The following is a 17,622-nucleotide window of genomic DNA, read 5'->3' on the forward strand; positions in this document are numbered from 1 at the left end:
CCTCTCCACTCACAGCATGCTGTAATCCCGGCATTGAGGCAGATGTGATCGGCGGTTCGATGAAGATACTCATCCTCGGTGGTTATGGCGTTTTCGGCGGCCGGCTGGCGGAGTTGCTTGCCGATATTTCCAGTATTGAGATTCTTGTCTGTGGCCGCAGCCTCGCGCGGGCGCAGACCTTCTGTGAGGGTTGGCGCGGACAAGCGCAACTGCGCCCCCTGATGCTTGATCGTCGCGATATCGTCGAAGCACTGCGCGTCCATAAACCCGATCTCGTTGTTGACGCTTCCGGGCCGTTCCAAAACTATGGCAATGAGTGCTACGCAGTCATAACAGCCTGCATAGATGCTCGAATCGACTATCTCGATTTCGCCGATGCCGCCGATTTCGTTTTCGGCGTCAGCCAGTTCGATGAGCGGGCAAAAGCCGCCGGTATTTTCGTGCTGTCGGGCGTCAGCAGTTTTCCGGTGCTGACGGCGGCTGTCCTGCGCGAGATGGCGAAAGACATGGAGATCGTGACAGTCGAGGGCGGCATCGCACCGTCTCCCTATGCAGGGATCGGTCTCAACGTCATGCGTGCAGTCGTGGGCTACGCCGGTACGCCGGTCAAACTCTTCCGGCATGGCGAACCCTCCCACGGCGTCGGTCTGGCGGAAAGCAGGCGCTTCACCGTTGCAGTCCCCGGCAGGCTGCCACTGCGAAACATTCATTTTTCGTTGGTCGATGTACCGGATTTGCAAGTGATCCCGCCAGAGCACCCATCCATGACGGATATATGGATGGGCGCCGGTCCGGTGCCGGAATTTCTGCACCGCATGCTGAATGTACTGGCGAAAGCGCGTGCGCGGTTTGCCCTTCCCTCATTCGCACCGCTGTCGCCACTATTTCATGCGGTATTGAACCGGTTGCGTTTTGGCGAACATCGCGGCGGCATGTTTGTTCGGGCAGGGGGTCTTGCAGCCGGCAAACCGATGGAGATGAGTTGGCACCTGCTGGCCGAAGGTGATGACGGGCCCTATATTCCTTCCATGGCGATCGAGGCTCTTATCCGCAAGATGCTGAACGGCGAGCGCCCGCTTCCCGGTGCACGCGCTGGCACTGCTGCGCTGGAACTGGCGGACTATGATGGGCTTTTCCGCAGCAAAACGATCTTTACGGGTTTTCGTCGAGATGAGCCCGACGCTCCATTGTTTCGCAGGCTCCTCGGCCCCGCCTTCGATGCGTTACCGCCCCGCCTGCGGCAGCTGCATGGCAGCGGACAGGCACAGGAATGGCGCGGCGTTGCAGAGATACGGCGCGGAGAGGGCGTGCTGGCTCGCATGATTTCCGCTGTTCTCGGCTTTCCGAAGGCGGGAAAGCAGGTGCCCGTCAACGTCAACTTCACACTGGAAAAGGGTAAGGAGCGCTGGACGCGGAATTTCGGCGGCAGGCGTTTCTCGTCCACCCTGTCGGCCGGAAAGGGCAAGGATCAATATCTGCTGGCGGAGCGGTTTGGTATCGTCACGGTCGCCCTGGCGCTGGTGCTGGATGGCGGCCGGTTGGCTCTCATCCCCCGGCGATGGCATGTTTTGGGCGTGCCTTTGCCCGGAATGTTTCTGCCGAAGGGCGTGAGCTTCGAGTCCGAGGTGGAGGATCGCTTCTGCTTCGACGTGGAGATTTCCCTGCCATTCGTGGGGTTGGTTGTCGCTTATAAGGGTACTCTGGACGACCACGGTGAAGCGCCATGTCGCGCTTCACCGGGAGAGATGCAAACGCCGGAACGCGTTTCGTCATCATGAATGTCAGTCGGGTCTTGCGGGCGATGCCGCGCATTCCCGCCAGCCTCAGAACGTATAGGCCACGCCCACCATCGCAAATGGCTGTATGTCTTTTTTCACCACCGGGCTGTCCTTGGCGTCGCCCAAGAGAAAACCGACGCCGCCGGTGCCGGTGATCGTCCAGTTCTCCGTCATCAAGTAGGAGACCGAGGCGCTGGCGTCGATGCGTTTGAAGCCGGCTTTGGCGTCGTAGCGGCGCAGGCCGGAGCGGGCGGATTGGGCCGAGGTGACGCCGAAATAGGATTTCATGTGGTTGTCATCCGCCCAGGTGGCGGAGAGGTCTGCGCCGAGAATGAACTGGTCGATCTTGTGCGAGACGCTGGCGCCGACGGTGGCGGTCAGGCCTTCGCTGCCGCCAATGGTCTTGTCCACCTTGGCGTAGATTTCGAACGGGTCCATGCCGTAGGCGATGACGCCGCCGACCACGCCGCCGGCCTTGATGTCGCCCATCCCGCGCAGGTTCTTCCTGTCGTCCTTTTCCTTGCGACCGCCTTCCCAGCCGCCCTTGATGCCCAGTCTGAAACCGTTCTGGTTCAGAACATTAACGGTGACGCCGCTGAAATCGATGCTCAGCGTATCGCCATATTGCACGGAAACCAGGGGAACGGCGCCGGCTTCCAGCTTGTCGGAGCCTTCATATTTGGGGGCATAGGCCGCGCCGACGCCGAGTGTGATCTTCCAGTCGCTGGAGCTGCTGTAGCGGGCATTGTCGAAATTGCCCTGCGGATCGGCGAGCCTGTCCGATTTGCCGATATCGGCGGCAAAAGCGGGCGTGGAAATGATCTGCGCCATGGGCAGCGCCGTCAGGAACAATGCCATCGCACGCAGGTTCTTTTGCCATTTCACCGTAAAAAATTGTTTCATGATCATATCCGTTGCAGCATCGAGCGTTGGAAAACCGGGGAGTCGGGTTTCGTTGAGGAGGACGCTACGCGGGCACAGTTGCGGAGACATTACGTGGTGCCGGGACTTGCGCTTCGGAGCGAAAAACCGGGGCGCGGCCTTGGAAAACATTGCCGGAAACGGTTTTCCTCATCGCAAAGCGCCTCGCATTTGTTACAACGCCAAGTCTATGCGCCCGAAGGCTTCGGCAGAGGATGACGGCGGGACGGTTTGCGGGGAGCGGCCCGTCCCTGAAAATGCTGCAGGCGGAAGAGCGCGGATGCGAAAGCGGCAAGAGGGAGAGAGACAGTGACGAAACCCCAAAACGCCGAAAGGCGGCTGAGCGAGGTTCTGCCGGGCGTGATCCGCCCCTATACGCAGACGGAACTGAAATCCGTTCTTTCAACGCTGAAGGACATCGGCAAGGTTGAGCCGGCGGTGGCCGCGTTGCTGGCGGACGAAAGCCCGCTTAAGGATTTTATCGCTGCGGCCTTCACCCTTTCACCCTATCTGCGCGACATGGCGGCAGCGGATGAGGGGTTGCTGACGCTGGCGATTTCCAAACCGCTGACGCCGCTGCTCACCGATCTCGTTCGTGACGCGCGCGATTGCTGGAAACCCGGGCAGGAAGGCGGCGTACCCGTCGAAAACGAGGTGATGTCGCGGCTGAGAATCGCCAAGCGGCGGCTCTCCTTCGTCGCGGCGCTTGCCGATCTGGCGCGCATCTTCACCGCCCGCGATACGACACGCTGGCTGAGCGAGATGGCGGATGCATCGCTTTCCGCCGCCATCGATCACCTGCTGCTTTCCGCCCATGAGAGCGGCAAGCTGAAGCTGAAGAACGTCGCCGCGCCAAGCGAAGGCTCCGGCCTGATCGTGCTCGGCATGGGCAAGCTCGGCGCGCGCGAACTCAACTATTCCTCCGATATTGATGCCGTGGTGTTCTTCGAACCCTCGGCTGGCATCATGGACGACCCCTATGATGCCACGGAGAATTTCGGCCGCATGATGCGCCGTCTCGTGCGTATCATGCAGGAGCGTACGGCGGATGGTTATGTCTTCCGCACTGATCTCAGGCTGCGTCCCGATCCCGGCTCGACGCCGCTTGCCATCCCGGTGGAAGCGGCGCTGCTTTATTACGAGGGCAGGGGTCAGAACTGGGAGCGCGCCGCCTATATCAAGGCGCGGCCGGTGGCCGGCGACATCAAGGCGGGTGAGAATTTCCTGCGTGAGCTGACGCCTTTCATTTTCCGCAAATATCTCGATTACGCGGCGATCGCCGATATCCACTCCATCAAGCGGCAGATCCATGCGCATAAGGGCCACGGCGCCATTGCGGTGAAGGGCCACAACGTCAAGCTCGGGCGCGGCGGCATTCGCGAAATCGAGTTCTTCGCCCAGACGCAGCAGCTTATCGCCGGTGGCCGCATGCCGCCGCTCAGGGTCCGCGCGACGGAGGAGGCGCTGGCGGCGCTGACGGAAGCGAAATGGATCGATGCCGAAACGCGTGACAGCCTGACGGAAGCCTATTGGTTCCTGCGCGAAGTGGAGCATCGCATCCAGATGGTGCGCGACGAGCAGACCCATGTGCTGCCGGACACCGAAGCCGAACTGAAGCGCATCGCCTTCATGCTCGGCTTTGCCGATACCAAGGCTTTCTCCGAGAAGCTGGAAGAGGTGCTGCGACTGGTGGAGCGCCGTTATTCGGCGCTGTTCGAGCAGGAGACGAAACTATCAGGCGAGGCCGGCAATCTGGTCTTCACCGGCCAGAAGGACGATCCCGATACGTTAAAGACGCTCTCCACGCTGGGCTTCGAGCGGCCGGAGGATATTTCCCGCGTCATCCGCACCTGGCACAATGGCCGCTACCGGGCGACACAATCGGTGGAGGCGCGCGAGCGGCTGACGGAGCTGACGCCGGACCTGCTGCGGGCCTTCGGCGAGAGCAAAAGGGCCGATGAGGCGTTGCTGCGCTTCGACAATTTCCTCTCCGGCCTGCCGGCTGGCATCCAGCTGTTTTCGCTGCTTGGCAACAATCCGGCGCTTCTGTCGCTCCTGGTAACGATCATGTCTTCGGCCCCGCGTCTTGCCGAAATCATCGCTGCCCGCCCGCATGTCTTTGACGGCATGCTGGACCCGGCGCTGATGAGCGATGTGCCGACGCGCGAATATCTCGCTCACCGCATGGGCAATTTCCTCTCCAATGCCCGCCATTACGAGGATATTCTCGACCGGCTGCGCATCTTCGCCGCCGAACAGCGGTTCCTGATCGGGGTGCGGCTCTTGACCGGCGCGATCCGTGGCGAGGTCGCCGCCCGCGCCTTCACCCATCTTGCCGATCTGGTGATAGAGGCGGCGCTGAATGCCGTGCTGGCGGAAATGGAAGCGGCGCATGGGCCTTATCCCGGCGGCCGTGTCGCCGTCATGGGCATGGGCAAGCTTGGCTCCTTCGAACTCACCGCCGGTTCGGATGTCGATCTCATCCTGCTTTACGATTATGACGATGCCGCCCAGGAATCCACCGGCGCCAAACCGCTTGATGTTGTGCGGTATTTCACCCGCGTCACCCAGAGGCTTATCGCGGCACTGTCTGCCCCGACGGCGGAAGGCGTGCTTTACGAGGTGGACATGCGGCTGCGCCCCTCCGGCAACAAGGGGCCGGTGGCGACGCGGATTTCAGCCTTCGAGAAATACCAGCGTGAGGAAGCCTGGACCTGGGAACACATGGCGCTTTCCCGCGCCCGGCTGATCTGCGGCGAAACCTCGCTGATGGAAGACGCGCGCCGCATCATCGCCTCCATCCTTTCGCAGAAGCGCGACGTGGCCAAGGTTTCCGCCGATGTGCTGGAAATGCGAAACCTCATCGAGCAGGAGAAGCCACCGGAGAACATCTGGGACTTCAAGCTTATCAATGGCGGTTTGGTCGATCTGGAATTCATCACCCAATACCTGGCACTGGTCGGCCCCGTAAAAGGCCTTGCCCCTCATGAACCGGGCCGCAACACGGCCGAGGCGCTGCAGGTGCTGGCCGCACCCGTCATGGAGCCGCAGGCGTTCGACGACTGCATGGCGGCGATGGGGCTCTATACCGAAATCTCGCAGATCGTGCGGCTGTGTATAGATGGCGCCTTCAATCCGAAGGAAGCGCCGGCCGGATTGACCGACCTCGTCTGCCGGGCGGGGGATTGCCCAGATATTGCGACGCTGGAGGGTGAGGTGAAGCGGCTGGCGAAAGCGGTGCGGAAGGTGTTTGTGGGGACGGTGAAGAATGGGGGGTAGGGTTGGTGGGTGAGGCTTCACCCCCCTCTGCCCTGCCGGGCATCTCCCCCTCAAGGGGGGAGATTAGCTAGAAGGATGCTCCCCGGCAAATTCGCAACGTTTGAGATGATCGAGCGATTGCAGCTGGTCGATCTCCCTCCTTGTGGGGGAGATGCCCGGCAGGGCAGAGGGGGGTAAACCACACCCACCAATATTACCCAATCAATGCACCGTCCCGCAATGCCCCGCCACATGCGGGATAATAATCGTCACCACCGTGCCGCGGCCCTCACACGAGCGGATCTTCATCGTCCCCCCATGCAGCTTCACGAGCGAGCGGGAAATGGCAAGCCCGAGGCCTGAGCCGCCCTGGCTCTTGGCATATTGGCTCTGCACCTGTTCAAAGGGCTGGCCGATCTTTTCCAATGCCTGGGTGGGAATGCCGATGCCGGTATCGGCGATGGTGAGGATCATCGCGGCCTCGTGCACGTGGGTGCGCAGCGCTATGCGACCGCCATCACCGGTGAATTTCACGGCGTTTGACAGCAGGTTGAGCATGATCTGCTTCATGGCGCGGCGGTCGCCCTGCATCGTCAGCCCGGCGCAGACCTTCTGCTGCACGGTGATGTTCTTCTGTTCAGCCTGAATGGCGGTCAGGCGCAGGGTTTCCTCGATCAGCGGCGCGAGATCGATGGTCTCGCGGTTGATGCGCATATGGCCCGCCTCGATCTTCGACATGTCGAGAATATCGTTGATGACGTTCAAGAGGTGCTTGCCGCTGTCATGGATATCGCGGGCATATTCGGAATATTTCGGCGAGCCGACCGGCCCGAACATCTCGTTTTGCAGGATTTCGGAAAAGCCGAGAATGGCGTTGAGCGGCGTGCGCAGCTCATGGCTCATATTGGCGAGGAATTCGGATTTCGCCCGGTTGGCGGCCTGGGCGCGCTCTTTTTCGGCAAGGTAATTGGCGTTGGCGTCGGAAAGCTCGGTCTTCTGCCGCTCCAGCTTGTGCTGTGAAGCGGAGAGGTCGCCGATGGTCGCCATCAGCCGGCGCTCGGAATCGCGCAGCCGTTCCTGATGGCGCTTGAGCAACGTGATGTCGGTGCCGACGGAAACGAGGCCGCCATCATGGGTGCGGCGCTCATTGATCTGCAACCAGCGCTCGTCGGCCAGCTGCACTTCCGTGGTCCGCGACAGACCGGACTGGTCGGCATCGGCAACGCGACGCTCCACCACGGGGCGGGCTGCGGCCGCATGCACGGTGCTTTTTTCGGTGCCGGCCACCAGCACGCTGTCAGGCAGGCCATAGGCCTTCTGATAGTGGGTGTTGCACATCACCAGACGGTCATTCTTGTCCCACAGGACGAAGGCTTCCGAGGTGGATTCGATCGCGTCGGCAAGACGCTGGTCGGCCTCGGCGTAACGCTGGGCGAGGCGGTGCTGTTCGGTGACATCCATGGCGATCCCGATGACGCGCGGGCCGTTATTGGTGCGGATGACCTGGGCGCGGGCGCGCAGCCAGACATAATGGCCCTTGGCGTGGCGCATGCGGAAAATCTGGTCGATCTGGCGCAGATTGCCGCAACCGACGGCGCGGGCCAGTTCATAGAGATTGCCGTCTTCGGAATGCATCATTCGGGCGGCATCGGAAAAGGACAGTGGTGCAGCCTTGGGCGGCATGCCCAGAATTTCGTAAAGCGAACCGGACCAGAACATGCGGCGTGAGGAAAGATCGAAATCCCACAACCCGCAGCGGCCGCGCGACAGCGCCGTTTCCACGCGCAGGTTGGATTCGGCGAAGATGTCGTCTGCATCGCGGGCGCGCTTCACCTGCATGTAATAGGCGTAGAGCACCACGAGCAGGATCGAGGAAATGCCGGCAAACAGCGTGACGTTCATGGCGATTTCGCTGCGCCAGAAGGAGCGGATCGGCTGCAGTGAACGCGCCGCGATGACCATCGCGCCATCATCGCCGAAGGGGATCATCGTCGCGTAATGCTGCTGGCCGTCAATATTGGTTTCGATGGTGCCGGGTGCGCCGGGAAAACGCTGTACGATGGCGATTTCCGGAAGCAAAGCGGGAAGCGACGTGCCGATATAAAGCATTGCCTCCTTGCCGGCGCCGGCAAAAATCCGGCCATTGCTGCCGGAGAGCAGCACCATGGTGCCATCGGCAAGGCTGCCGGAGGGTAGCGCCGAAACGAGGCTTGCTTCCGCGCGGGCGCGGTCCTGCGCGGGAAAGACGGTGCCGTTGTTGAGAAGGGCCGCCTTGGCGGTCAGCGCCGTCAGCGCCGTGGAGTGGCGGGCGGCCTCTTCCATGCGGCTATATTCCGCGACGATGCCGAGCATGCGCGAGGCCGCGACGACGACCAGAAAGGCGAGGATGAGAATGGGTATCAGCCGCTTCAACAGCGTCTCGACCTGCGGCGCCGGGCGGTCGGAGCCATTCATCAAACCCATCAGGTCGCTGGAGAGCTTCTCGCCCCAGGCCGCAAGATCAGAAAATTTGGCATACGGCCGCTCATCGCCCGCAGTCGCCCGCCGCACGTTCGTCATTGTCCCGCCTTTGTGATGTCCCCATGATTCGAAGCGCCACCGCTCGAATATGGCTAGTGAATCAAATGCGATTCGCCCTGTCCAGAGGCAAAAGTTAAAAGAATTTTAACCCCTTGAACCGACTCCGTATTTTTTCGGGACGGTTTCTTCCAGCCCTGCCGAACTCGGGAATTATGAGTGAAATCAGTGAGCCGGCGCTAGAATACCGGCTGTCGCGGGAGGCGGGGGGAAGCGGTTTTCAGACGCCGTCGAAAGCGTCGAGAGCCGGGCCAAGCGCTCCGACGACGCCGTTTCCGGCGGCCGGCAGACCGGTCAGCACCGCGCTGATGATATCCTCACGGCTTGCGCCACGCGCCTTGGCTTCCATGACATGAAAGGCGATGCCGCTTTCAAGGCGCAGCGCGGCCAGAATGCCGATATAGATCAGGCTCTGGGTCTTCACATCGAGCGTGGATGCCACACCCAGTTTCTGCACGGCCTGAAGCCATGCTGCATTGTGGGCGGGAGCGTCCGTCATGAAGCGTTGAAACGAAGCGCTGGCCTTGGACATGTCGGTCATCTGCAATTCCTTTCTGCTGCCGGGCCGGTTTTGGCCCCTTGAGACCATCATGTTGCGCAATGCGATACGCCGCCTTGATGGATATCAAGACGGCGTATCGGCATGTTCGAAATGGTGGCGCAGCGAAAGCTTGCGGTTAGCCTTTCAGGATACGCCCGACGATGTCGCTCACATCCGTGGACAGGCCCTTGGCGTCAGCAATCGTCGACAGTGCGGCCTTCGCGTGTTCGGCGCGGCTTGCCTCCAGAGACCGCCATGAACGCATGGAGGTGAGAATGCGCGCGGCAAGCTGCGGGTTGCGCTTGTCGATGGCGATGATCTGCTCCGCCAGGAACCGATAGGCGGCGCCGTCTGCGCGGTGGAAGCCGGTGGGGTTGGCAAAGGCCAGCGTGCCGACCAGCGAACGCACCCGGTTCGGATTGGTGGCGATGAAATGTTTCGATTTCATCAGCGCCTTGATGCGATCAAGCGCGCCGTCGCCGGGAATGGCGGCCTGCAGCGAGAACCACTTGTCGAGAACAAGCGCATTGTCGGCGAAGCGCGTTTCGAAAGCTGTAAGCACTTCTTTCGTCTCGGCACTGTCGGGGAAACGCTGGGTCAATACGCTGAGCGCATGCGCGAGATCGGTCATGTTGGTGGCGTCGGCATAGGCTTTTGCCGCGCGGGCAGGGGTTTCCTCGGCAAAGGCAAGGAAGCTGAGCGCGCCATTGCGAAGCGAACGGCGTCCGGCACTGCCCGCATCCGGGCTGTAGGCCTCGCCGTTACCCGCCGCTTCCGCAAGCTGCCTGAAGGTTTCAAGCCCGGCCGTTGCGATCGCCTTTATCGTGGCGTTGCGCGCCTTGTGAATGGCGTCCGGATCGGTATTGCCACCCAGTTCGCGAGCGATATCCGTTTCGCTTGGCAGCGCCAGCGCCTGTGCGCGGAAAGCGGGTTCGAGCGAGGAATCGCTGACGATTTCAATAAGCGTTGCGATGAGTTCGGCGTCCGTGCGCACTTCACCGCCATTCTGCACCGCTTTGGTGGCAGCAATCAGTGCCGGCAAGGCCAGATCGGTCAGTGCCTGAAAACGGGCAAACATATCCGTCTCGTGCCGGGCGATCTGCACCAGATCGGCGGCGTTCTGCTCGAAATGCAGATTGACCGGCGCCGAGAAGCTGCGATTGATCGACAGCACGGGCCGCGAGGAAATGCCGGAGAAGGAGAAGGTCTGGTTGCGCTCGGTCAGGTGCAGCACGCCATCCCGAAATTCGCCGCCGGTGACTGCCTGTGGCTCGGCGATCTGACCATTGTCGAGAATAAGCGCCAGCGACAGCGGAATGTGCCGTGGCTGTTTTACCGGCTGGCCGGGTGTCGGCGCCACGGTCTGTTCCAGCGTCAGGCTGAACGTCGCCTTGCCGGCATCATAAGCGGAGGAAACGGAGACCAGCGGCGTGCCAGCCTCGGTGTACCATAGCGAAAACTGCGACAGATCGCGGCCGCTCGCATCCGCAAAGCTCTTGACGAAATCTTCAACCGTCGCGGCTTCGCCATCATGACGTTCGAAATAAAGGTCCATGCCCTTCTTGAAATCGTCAGCACCGAGGATCGTGGCGATCATGCGGGTGACTTCGGCGCCCTTTTCATAAACGGTCGTCGTGTAGAAATTGTTGATTTCGCGGTAGGTGTCTGGGCGCGGCGGATGCGCCAGCGGACCGGAATCCTCCGGAAACTGCTCCGATTTCAGATGGCGCACATCGGCGATGCGCTTGACCGGGCGCGAGCGCATGTCGGCGGAAAATTCCTGGTCGCGATAAACCGTCAGGCCTTCCTTCAGGCACAGCTGGAACCAGTCGCGGCAGGTGATGCGGTTGCCGGTCCAGTTGTGGAAATATTCATGCGCGATGATGCGCTCGATATTGGCGTAGTCCGCGTCAGAGGCGGTTTCCGGGTCGGCCAGCACGAATTTGTCGTTGAAGACGTTGAGACCCTTGTTCTCCATCGCCCCCATGTTGAAATCGGATACGGCGACGATCATGAAGATATCGAGGTCGTATTCGCGGCCGAAACGCTCTTCGTCCCATTTCATCGAACGCTTCAGCGCGTCCATGGCATAGGCCGCACGCGGCTCCTTGCCGTGCTCGACATAAATCTTCAGCGCCACTTCACGACCGGAGACGGTGGTAAACGTGTCTTCCACCACGCCGAGATCACCGGCGACGAGCGCAAAGAGATAGCTCGGTTTCGGATGCGGATCGAACCAGGCGGCAAAGTGACGGCCCTCGTCGTAATTGCCGCCGCCGAGGAAATTGCCGTTCGACAACAGCAGCGGGTTGCCTTCCTTCGCCGCGATGATCGTCACCGTATAGGGCGCCAGAACATCCGGGCGGTCGGGGAAATAGGTGATGCGGCGGAAACCTTCCGCCTCGCATTGGGTACAATAAACGCCATTGGTGCGGTAAAGCCCCATCAGCTGCGTATTGACCTGCGGATTGATGTAATTGGTGACGCAGATCTCGAAGGGCGTTTCCGCCGGCAGATCACGGATGGTCAGGCTGTCGGGCGTAGCGTCATATTGGCTGGCAGGGATCTCGACCTGATCGAGCAGCAGGCCCGAAAGCGTCAGCTCATCACCATCGAGAACAAGCGGTGCCTGGGAATCGGCGCCTTCGCGTCGGTGAAAGATCAGACGGGCTTCGACCTTGGTATTCTTGGGGTCGAGTTCGAAGGTGAGATCCACCCGCTCCAGAACGAAATCGGTGGGGCGGTAATCTGCCAGGTGAACGATCTGGCCCGTGTCTGTTCGCATGACTGTTCCTGAATAACTTAGCGTGGTCTTCCCGCCATCATGTCGTCATAAGGCCGGGATGTAAAATAGGTGGAGTATTCGTCACGTTCATGTGCGCATCGGAGGACATTCTGTCCCGCCATAAAGGCTTTACCGGCCATGCAGACGATCCTCCCCCGCCGCCGGACCCATGGACCATCGCAGCAAATGTTGAACGATTACTGAAATTATATTTTATTTTCTTCAAATTTTAGCGCATGTCGCTTTGATCTGACGCGAGGCCGAAAACGCGAAAGCAATTCTTTGCCGTCACCAAATCAACCGAATTCATGGGTGAATAACATTTTTTGATGTAAAGGCCGGGAGGAATGTTCTAGCCTTGCGCAAATCCAATTCCCCTGCGTCGTCCTCCCCGCATGAAAATTTACCGATGGCGTGTTTGCGCAGCCGATATGAGTAACTGCCAATGAACGCCGAACCGACCAATCCCTTCCGCGGGATCAGCATGAAGCTGGTTTCGGTTGGCTTTTTTCTTGTCATGCAGACCTGTATCAAGGCCGCCGGTCCCGATGTGCCGGCCGGCCAGATCACCTTCTTCCGCTCCGCCTTCGCCATTATCCCGATTGTCGTTTATCTCGCCTGGCTGCATGCGCTGACCAGCGCGCTGCACACCAACAATCTTCTCGGCCATTTCAAGCGCGGTTTTCTCGGCATCCTGTCCATGGCCTGCGGTTTTTACGGGCTGACCATGCTGCCGCTGCCGGAATTCATCGCGATCGGTTATGCGTCGCCGCTGCTGGCCGTCGTCTTTGCCGCTTTCATCCTGCATGAGAAGGTGCGCGTCTATCGCTGGAGCGCGGTGTTCGTCGGCATGATGGGCGTGCTGGTGATTTTGTGGCCAAAGATGACGCTTCTGCGCGAAGGCGGTTTTGCCGCCGGTGAGGGCCTGGGAGCGATTGCCGTGCTGTGTGGCGCGGCGCTGGGCGGCCTGGCGATGATCCAGGTGCGGCAATTGGTCGATACCGAAAAGACGCCGACCATAGTGCTCTATTTTTCGCTCACCGCCACCCTGTTGTCGCTGGTGAGCGTGCCCTTCGGCTGGAGCGCGCTGACGATGACGCAGGCCATGCTGCTGATCACCAGCGGCATCTGCGGCGGCGTTGCGCAAATCTTCCTGACGGAGAGCTACCGCCATGCCGAAGTCTCGGTCATCGCACCCTTCGAATACAGCTCCATCGTCTTCGGGATCGCAGTTTCCTACATTCTGTTCGGAGACATCCCCACGCTCACCATGCTGATCGGCACGGCGATCGTCATCCTTGCCGGTATATTCATCATCTTCCGCGAGCATCAGCTGGGTCTGGCAAGACGGGCAGCCCGCAAGGCCTCTACGCCGCAGGGGTGAAGTCGCCATTCCCCCGATATGTTCCGTTGAAGTTGATGGCGACGGGTATTTCTTCTCTCGGCGTCATCCTCGGGCCTGTCCCGACGATCTGCCAACGTATTTGATTTTGTTGAGGTGATTAGATCCTCGGGTCAAGCCCGAGGATGACGTCGCGGGAAACATTCGTCCCTTGCGCCCTCAATTTCGATGTCATGAGCGTGCAGAAATCTGAACCGGACAACACTACGAAAAGCCCGAGGATGGCGTCAGAGTATTTGGCAAGGCTCTTAACCTCGCCGTCTCTCTCAGCAAAACCCACAAAAGCAAAAGGCGCCTTCCCGAAGAAAGACGCCAGCGCGCAATCATATATGTGGACCAGCTTGATACTGGCCTGAATGCTCTCAGCGCTCGCGGAAATCCGCAAAGACAGCCGAAGGACGCGTCACGCGGACCTGCTGCATGGCAGCGCGTGCGGTCATCTGTTCGTTAGCGGCAGCGCCGAAACGATGGTAACCCTGACTGGAGCGTGGGCCGAGGCCCGCCAGACGGAGCGTTTCAAAGCCGGAATGTACCGGACGGAAGCGAGTGGTCATTGCCTTGGTTCCTTAAACCGAATTCCTCCCAAGACACTGCGGTATATCGCAGCGCAGCATGGATTCGGCAAGCTGGCCAAATGCGTCGCTGTTATGCGAATTGCGCATGGCTTTTTTCATAATTCGTTTACACTGAGCAATAATAAGGCAATCAGCCTTGCGTAACCTTGGCCTGAAACGCCAATAAATCCTGCCATGCCAATGACTTGGAGGCAGGCGCGTTTAAAAGTTCCTGCGGGTGCAGGCTGGCCAGCGCCGGCAAAACGAGATGTCCGGCTGCGACATCACGCCACTGTCCGCGCAGCGTATGGATCGTTCCGGTGCCGCCGAAGAAGAAACGTGCGGTGAAGTTGCCGAGAAGCAACAGGTGTTTCGGCTCCGCCAGCGCGATCTGGCGCTCGATGAAGGGGCGGCAGATATCCATTTCCGCCTGCGTTGGCGGGCGGTTGCCCGGCGGCCGCCACGGCACGACATTGCCGAGCATGATGGTGCTGCGTTCAAGGCCGATTGCCGAAAGCATACGGTCGAGCAGAAGCCCGGTCTTGCCGGCAAATGGCAGGCCTTCGCGGTCGTCATCGGCATCCGGCATGGGACCTATGACCATGATGGCGGATGAGGGATCGCCTTCGGTGAAGATCGTGCTGCGCGCGCTGTTCTTGAGATTGCAGCCGCTGAACCCTTCCAGCGCGGTTTTCAGCTCGGCAAGCGACCTTGCGCTTTCGGCGGCAAAACGCGCTGCCGCCACGGCCTGTTCGTCGGGCATCGCAACATTCTGCTGAACCGCGGGGGCGGGTGGCGCACCGCGTGCCGGCGTCTGGCGTTTCGGCTGCTGCTGCGGTGAGTGTTGGGGCGTATTGCCGCTGCGTTCCATCGGCCGCTGGCTTGGCTGGCGCGCGGCTGCGCCCGTCTCCTGTCCCTGCATCGGCCGGGCAGGGCGGGCGGCGGCAAATTCGGCGAAACGGTCGAGCGGCTGGTCTTCCAGCAGCCAGTCCACGCCCGCATCCGCATGAAAATGCAGGAGGGCGGCAAGTTCGGCCGGGGAAAGGTCGTGGGCGGCGATCATGAGTGGAAATTATCCCATGTTCCCCGCCCGGGGAACCCGTAAATCACGCTGTCCAGCGCTGAATGTCACCGCTTTCGCCGATCATCGCCAGACCATGGGCAATCGAGAGCAGCTCGCCGCCGCTTTCGATCCGGTCAGCATCGAAACGCCGGGTGAAAAGCTCCCGCACCGCGGGTACGAAGGAGGTGCCGCCGGTCAGGAACACCTTGTCGATGGCTTCGGGGGCCACCTGCGTTTTTTCCAGCACCTCGTCCAGTGCGCCTTCGATCTTGGCGAGATCGTCGGCGATCCAGCCGTTGAAATCGCTGCGTTTCACCATCTTGCGCCCGGCCTTGCCGAGCGGCGTGAAGTTGAACTCCGCTTCTTCCGCCGAAGAAAGCGCCATCTTGGTGGCGGAAATTGCCTGATAGAGCGGGTATCCCTCGTCATGGTCAACGAGATCGACGAAGAGTTCGAGCTTTTCCGGCTCCAGCGCCGAGCGCACCAGCGATTTGAGCGCGGTGAATTCCTTGGAGGTCTTGAAGATCGACAGCTGGTTCCAGCGGCCGAAATTCACGTAATAACCCGAGGGCACGTCCAGCACCTTGTCGAAGCTCTTGAACTTGCTGCCCTTGCCGATCTCGGGCGAGACCAGATTGTCGATCATCCGGAAGTCGAAATGATCGCCCGCCACACCGACGCCGGAATGGCCGATGGGGGTGGCGGAAAGCTTGCCGGCATGGGTCTCGAAGCGGATCAGCGAATAGTCGGTGGTGCCGCCGCCGAAATCCGCCACCAGCACATTGGCGTCCTTCTTCAGGCTCTGGGCGAAATAATAGGCGGCTGCCACCGGCTCATAGACATAATGGATTTCCGGAAAGCCGGCGCGCGTCAGCGCCTCGTTGTAGCGGGCGAGCGCCAGCGCTTCGTCCGGATTGCTGCCGGCGAAACGCACCGGCCGGCCGGCGATGACGGTCGAGACGTCGCCTGGCCATTCGTCACCCGCATAGGTTTTCAGCTTGCGCAGGAACACCTCCATCAGATCCTCGAAGCTCTGGCGCTTGGCGAAGATCAGCGTGCCCTGAAACAGCGGCGAGGCGGCAAATGTCTTGATCGACTGCAAAAAGCGACAATCGCCGGCATTGTCGATGAACTGCCGGATGGCGGCATGGCCCGCTTCCACATGCAGCGCGGCGGCACCGAGGCCGGCATCCTTCATGAAGGAGAGCGCCGTGCGCATGCTGTCATCCGTGCCGGCGTTGCTGGTGAAACGCATGGAATGGCTGTCACCGCCACCGTTGGAAAGAGCCATGACCGTGTTGGTCGTGCCGAAATCGAGGCCAAGTGCCCGCTTTTGCGTCATCGCCATATCCTTGTCGCCAAAAAAAATACTCGCCCGGCCCTTGGGTGGCCCGGCGTGAAAATAAGGGATGCCTTTGGCGTCCCGATGTCAGAGGAGGGCGGTTGATTGCACAGGGCAGATGGAATGGCAAGCGTCGGCCCGCCGTTTTTCGGCCAATAGCTGCCGGGCGGCCTGTCCCCTTTGTCTGAAGGGGGCTGGGGAAACATCGACAGGGGGAGCGGGTGTAAATGATTTGCTTATGCGCCAATGAAAGAATGCGATAGTTTTCCGCAATATCTTTAGGGGTTTGTGGTTATAATGGCGCAAATCAGAAGATTAGGTGGCGAGGCATATTTTATACTCAAAGAATATAAATCGAAGCTCCCTGTATTGTGTTTCACCTGTTGCCCTTCCCAACCCGGAAAATTTGATGCCCCGCAAGATCACCGACTCCCTCCTGGAAGACGTACCGTTGGACTGTCCCGAGTCGGTGCGGGGCGAGATTGCGGTTTTCAACCGGCAGCTTCTCAATCTCATGGAAGCATCGCAGCAGGGTTATGCGCTTTTTGACGGCAGTGATGAGTTGCGTTTCGCCAATACGGTTTTTCGCAAGGCGCTCGGCATCGGGCCGGCTGATTTCCCGAGTTGGGTGGACCTCATGCGTAGCGGGTATCGAAGCTCCACCGGCACCGCCATTGAAACCGCCGATTTCGAGCTTTGGCTGCGTTCCGCCAGAACACGGCGCGGCAAGCTGCCCTTCCGCACCATTGAGACCGGTCTCAATGACGGGCGCTGGGTGCTGACGACTGAAACGACGTCGCCGGGCGGCTGGATGCTGTGCGTCGTCACCGATATTTCCGAACTCGGCATCGAATTGCGCGATCTCAGACAGGAGCGCGACAGGGCGTTGAAGTCGGCGCTGAGCGACGAACTGACCGGACTCGGCAACCGTCGTTACGCCATGGATAGCCTCAATCACATGCTCGGCCCCAACAAGGCGCAGGCACTTGCCGTCATCATCATGGATATCGATCACTTCAAGTCGGTGAATGATCGCTTTGGACATGCCTGCGGCGATATGGTTCTCAAGGATTTCGCCGCGCGGCTTTCCGCGAGCGTCGGGCGCGATGATCTCGTTGGCCGGATCGGCGGGGAGGAATTCCTGCTGGTCCTCAGCGGTTCGCGGATGCATATCGCCGAGACTGTCATGCGGGGGCTGCTGTCGTCGCTGGCGGATGCGTCACCGCTCGGGGATATGCCGGATTTTCGTTATAGCTGTTCGGCCGGCATCGCCTTTGCCAATCCCGGCGAGAGCGCCAGCGATGTTCTGCGCCGCGCCGACACGGCTCTTTATGAGGCCAAGAACACAGGCCGAAACCGCTTCGTGATCTACGAAACGGTTTCCTGACGGGTGTACGCGTG

General features: G+C 60.5%; 11 protein-coding genes. 4 read left to right on the top strand and 7 right to left on the bottom strand.

The annotated features are described in order from the left end of the window. Positions 1-59: 59 nt before the first annotated feature. A complete protein-coding gene (locus tag PL640_RS04450) occupies positions 60-1,778 on the top strand; it encodes an SDR family oxidoreductase (protein ID WP_271360920.1) in 1,719 nt (572 codons plus the stop codon). A gap of 45 nt (positions 1,779-1,823) precedes the next feature. Here the strand turns inward: PL640_RS04450 and PL640_RS04455 are convergent, their stop codons facing one another. Then, positions 1,824-2,687 carry a MipA/OmpV family protein gene (locus tag PL640_RS04455; protein WP_271360921.1) on the bottom strand — a complete coding sequence of 288 codons (864 nt, stop codon included), beginning with the start codon at positions 2,685-2,687 and terminating at the stop codon, positions 1,824-1,826. A gap of 321 nt (positions 2,688-3,008) precedes the next feature. Here PL640_RS04455 and PL640_RS04460 point away from each other — a divergent pair, with 321 nt between their 5' ends. Beyond that, entirely contained in the window at positions 3,009-5,978 is a 2,970-nt protein-coding gene (locus PL640_RS04460) for a bifunctional [glutamine synthetase] adenylyltransferase/[glutamine synthetase]-adenylyl-L-tyrosine phosphorylase (protein WP_271360922.1), read from the top strand. Between the two features lie 201 nt (positions 5,979-6,179). Here PL640_RS04460 and PL640_RS04465 read toward each other — a convergent pair whose 3' ends face one another. From PL640_RS04465 to pepN, 3 genes are all read right to left on the bottom strand, one after another. Continuing rightward, positions 6,180-8,516 carry a PAS domain-containing sensor histidine kinase gene (locus PL640_RS04465; protein ID WP_269698422.1) on the bottom strand — a complete coding sequence of 779 codons (2,337 nt, stop codon included), beginning with the start codon at positions 8,514-8,516 and terminating at the stop codon, positions 6,180-6,182. 238 nt (positions 8,517-8,754) lie between these two features. Beyond that, entirely contained in the window at positions 8,755-9,075 is a 321-nt protein-coding gene (locus PL640_RS04470; protein ID WP_271360923.1) for a carboxymuconolactone decarboxylase family protein, read from the bottom strand. Positions 9,076-9,211: 136 nt separating this feature from the next. Beyond that, positions 9,212-11,860: an aminopeptidase N gene (pepN, locus tag PL640_RS04475; protein WP_271360924.1), complete on the bottom strand. Its 2,649-nt coding sequence runs from the start codon at positions 11,858-11,860 to the stop codon at positions 9,212-9,214. A gap of 445 nt (positions 11,861-12,305) precedes the next feature. Between pepN and PL640_RS04480 the strand changes: the two genes are divergently transcribed. Next, on the top strand, positions 12,306-13,244 hold the full coding sequence (locus tag PL640_RS04480; RefSeq protein WP_142839415.1) for a DMT family transporter: 939 nt from the start codon (positions 12,306-12,308) through the stop codon (positions 13,242-13,244). Between the two features lie 380 nt (positions 13,245-13,624). Here PL640_RS04480 and PL640_RS04485 read toward each other — a convergent pair whose 3' ends face one another. The 3 genes from PL640_RS04485 to PL640_RS04495 all read right to left on the bottom strand — a co-directional run bounded on the left by PL640_RS04485 (position 13,625) and on the right by PL640_RS04495 (position 16,221). Next, a complete protein-coding gene (locus PL640_RS04485; protein ID WP_003509784.1) occupies positions 13,625-13,816 on the bottom strand; it encodes a hypothetical protein in 192 nt (63 codons plus the stop codon). 151 nt (positions 13,817-13,967) lie between these two features. Then, complete coding sequence (locus PL640_RS04490) at positions 13,968-14,879, bottom strand: uracil-DNA glycosylase (RefSeq protein WP_271360925.1); 912 nt, start codon at positions 14,877-14,879, stop codon at positions 13,968-13,970. Positions 14,880-14,922: 43 nt separating this feature from the next. Further along, positions 14,923-16,221 (bottom strand): Hsp70 family protein, encoded by a 1,299-nt coding sequence (locus tag PL640_RS04495; protein WP_269698418.1) that lies wholly within the window; start codon positions 16,219-16,221, stop codon positions 14,923-14,925. Positions 16,222-16,630: 409 nt separating this feature from the next. On the opposite strand from PL640_RS04495, the gene PL640_RS04500 reads away from it, so the two are divergent. Further along, positions 16,631-17,608, top strand: a complete 978-nt coding sequence (locus tag PL640_RS04500) for a GGDEF domain-containing protein (protein WP_271360926.1) — start codon at positions 16,631-16,633, stop codon at positions 17,606-17,608. Positions 17,609-17,622 lie beyond the last annotated feature (14 nt).

It is taken from the genome of Agrobacterium sp. ST15.16.024, from assembly GCF_027956545.1.
GTDB classification, from domain to species: domain Bacteria; phylum Pseudomonadota; class Alphaproteobacteria; order Rhizobiales; family Rhizobiaceae; genus Agrobacterium; species Agrobacterium cucumeris.